This is a genomic window from Mesorhizobium sp. M7A.F.Ca.US.005.03.2.1 (assembly GCF_003997795.1).
In the GTDB taxonomy this organism is placed as follows: domain Bacteria; phylum Pseudomonadota; class Alphaproteobacteria; order Rhizobiales; family Rhizobiaceae; genus Mesorhizobium; species Mesorhizobium ciceri.
In genome coordinates, this window is the sequence record NZ_RZRP01000846.1 from 1 (window position 1) to 2,686 (window position 2,686).

Sequence of the window (2,686 nt, forward strand, 5' to 3'; positions counted from 1 at the left end):
CGGCAAGACCATGCACATGGTCGACGAGCGCGTCGCCATTGCCGACCTCGAGACGCTGACGCAAATCTACCAGCGCTTCATAGAAGACTGGTTCGGACAGGGCTGAACAGCATGCTTTCGGCGGACGAAACCCAAGCTTCGCTGACGGGCGCCTGGCGATTGATGCTCGGCAGAGCCGACGGCCTGCGCCTGCTCGACCTGTCGGCCGACGGCTTCTGGAATTCCTTCTTCGCCATTGTCGTTGCAGCACCGGCGCTGATCGTCGGCTGGGTCGGCATCGCCAACGAAATCGGCGATCCCGACGCCTTCGCGGGGCGCTTCAGCATGCTGGTGCGCCTGGCGACGGTCGACATCGGCTCCTGGGTGCTGCCGCTGGTTGCGCTCGCTTTCATCGCGCCGCGCGCCGGCATAGGCGGCCGCTTCGTCCACTACGTCGTTGCCAGCAACTGGGCTTCGGCCATCACCGCCTGGCTGATGCTGCCTTCGGCGCTGATCCGGCTTTTCCTGTCGTCCGCAAGCCAGGTTTCGAGCCTTGTGTCGCTGTTCCTCTTTGCCCTTTCTATGGTGCTGACCTGGCGCATGACAAATGCCACGATGGGCAGGGGCGCAGCGGTCGGCACGGCCGTTTTCGTCGGCATGTTCATTGCGTCGCTGCTGGTGCTGTTCGGCCTGCAGACGTTGCTCGGCATCACCGTCCCGGACGATGTCGGAGTTCAGAGCCTTTCCGGGCTCGTCTCGACCGGATAATCGACACCGGTGAGAAACAGCCCGTCGGGCGGCGCCACCTGGCCGCAGGCGGCGCGGTCGCGCGCCTCGAGCGCTGTTTTCAGGTCGGCCGCGCTCCAGCCGCCGTCGCCGACACGCTTGAGCGAGCCGACCATCGAACGCACCTGGTTGTGCAGGAACGAGCGCGCCGAAGCCCTGACCTCGATCATGTCGCCTTGTCGGCTCACATCGAGCCGTTCCAGCGTCCTGATCGGGCTGTTGGCCTGGCACTGGGTCGAGCGGAAGGTGGTAAAGTCATGCCGTCCGAGCAGGACCTTTGCCGCTTCGTGCATGGCGCCGGCGTCGAGCCGCTTCGGCACCCACCACACCTTGCCCTTGTCGAGCGCGGCCGGCGCGCGGCGGTTCAGGATGCGGTAGAGATAGTGGCGGCCAATGGCCGAGAAGCGGGCGTCGAAACTGTCGGAGACCACCGTCGCTTTCAGGATGGCGATGCGCGCCCCGGTCGCCTGCAGATGGGCGTTGACGGCATCGCGCACCTTGTCGCTCGGCCACGCCTTGACGAGGTCGACATGCGCCACCTGCGCGGTCGCATGCACGCCGGCATCGGTGCGGCCGGCGGCGCGCAGCCTGATCGCTTCGCCGCAGAATTTTTCGATCGCCTGCTCGATCGCCTGCTGCACCGAAGGCTGATCCGCCTGGTGCTGCCAGCCGGCAAACAGGCTGCCGTCATACTCGATGTCGAGGCGAAAACGCGGCATTTGCGGCTAGAGCTCTCGCCTCGAGCAATTCCAGGAAAAGTGTGAAACGGTTTTCCGTTCGGAATTGCGTTAAAACAAAGAGGAGTGCAGTTCGCCGTTTCCGTGAAAACGGCGGACTGTTCTACGCGGCGAGAGCGGTGAAGGCGGAGGCGTAGACCAGCCTGCCTGCTTCTGGTGCGTCACCCCAGGCCAGCGCCTGCAGCGCTTCGCCCTGGTATTCGCTTTCGAAGTTCTCGGCACGCGTGTGGCTATAGCCGAAACGCCCGTAATAGGTGGGGTCGCCCAGCACCACGGCCAGCGTCTCACCACCATCCTTGAGGCGGATATGCGCCTCGCGGATCAGCGCGCCGCCAATGCCGCTGCCATGGAACGAGGGCTCCACCGCCAGCGGCGCCAGCGCCACGGCCGCGAAGGTCTTGCCGCCATTCTGGACGAACAGCCGCGAAAACAGGATATGGCCGACCACCTGGCCGTCCTCTTCCGCAACCAGTTCGGCAACCGCGTCGCCGCCGGTCACCAGCGCGTCGACCAGACCGGCCTCCGCCTGCTGGCCGAAAGCGTGTTCCTCGACGAGGCGGATGGCCTCGCGATCCCGCGGCGTTGCCGCGCGTATCGACATCATGCTCATGAGAATTTCAGTCCTTTTTCGATCTTGGCCCCGCGCAGGAATTCCGACGCGGCAGCGGGCTTTCCGCCCGCCCGTTGAACTTCGACCAGCCTGATCGCGCCTGCCCCGCAGGCGACCGTCAGCCGGTCATCGAGAATTCCTCCCGACTCGCCCAAATCTTCCGAAGGCGACAGGCCTTGCGACAGCGTCGAGCGAAGCAGTTTCAGCCGCTCCTGGCGGCCGCCAATTCCTATCTCCGACCAGGCGCCTGGAAAGGGCGACAGGCCACGAATATGATTGTGGACCTCACTTGCCGAGCGAGTCCAGTCCACGCGAGTCTCGGATTTATCGATTTTCTTGGCGTAGGTCACCCCATCCACAGCTTGTGTGGTGAATGTCAGGGTGTTCCCTTCCAACCGCGCCAGCGCTTCCACCATCAAGGCAGCACCGACACTCATCAACCGATCATGCAGATCGCCGGCTGTCATATCGGGTTCGATGGCGCACTTTTCAACCAGCCCGACCGGACCGGTGTCCAGGCCCTCTTCCATGCGCATCACCATCATGCCGCTTTCCAGGTCACCGGCCATGATGG

At 64.4% G+C, this 2,686-nt stretch carries 4 protein-coding genes; 1 reads left to right on the forward strand and 3 read right to left on the reverse strand.

Features of this window, described 5'->3' with window-relative positions:
- The first annotated feature begins 111 nt into the window (after nucleotides 1-111).
- On the forward strand, nucleotides 112-747 hold the full coding sequence (locus tag EN991_RS31340) for a hypothetical protein (RefSeq protein ID WP_013528474.1): 636 nt from the start codon (nucleotides 112-114) through the stop codon (nucleotides 745-747).
- Here the strand turns inward: EN991_RS31340 and truA are convergent.
- From truA to EN991_RS31355, 3 genes are all read right to left on the reverse strand, one after another.
- Entirely contained in the window at nucleotides 714-1,484 is a 771-nt protein-coding gene (gene truA / locus EN991_RS31345; RefSeq protein WP_127370200.1) for a tRNA pseudouridine(38-40) synthase TruA, read from the reverse strand. The genes EN991_RS31340 and truA overlap by 34 nt on opposite strands.
- 121 nt (nucleotides 1,485-1,605) lie before the next feature.
- The gene (locus tag EN991_RS31350) at nucleotides 1,606-2,112 is read right to left on the reverse strand and encodes an N-acetyltransferase (protein WP_013528472.1); all 507 of its coding nucleotides are present in this window, start codon (nucleotides 2,110-2,112) and stop codon (nucleotides 1,606-1,608) included.
- The coding region (locus EN991_RS31355; protein ID WP_281058828.1) for a methionyl-tRNA formyltransferase at nucleotides 2,109-2,686 on the reverse strand (578 nt) is incomplete at its 5' end. The genes EN991_RS31350 and EN991_RS31355, both read right to left, overlap by 4 nt.

What these genes read in the sequence shown, in the direction of transcription:
- EN991_RS31340 (WP_013528474.1), top strand. Translation starts at nt 112, where the DNA reads ATGCTTTCGGCGGACGAAACCCAAGCTTCGCTGACGGGCGCCTGGCGA.
- truA (WP_127370200.1), bottom strand. Translation starts at nt 1,484, where the DNA reads ATGCCGCGTTTTCGCCTCGACATCGAGTATGACGGCAGCCTGTTTGCC.
- EN991_RS31350 (WP_013528472.1), bottom strand. Translation starts at nt 2,112, where the DNA reads ATGAGCATGATGTCGATACGCGCGGCAACGCCGCGGGATCGCGAGGCC.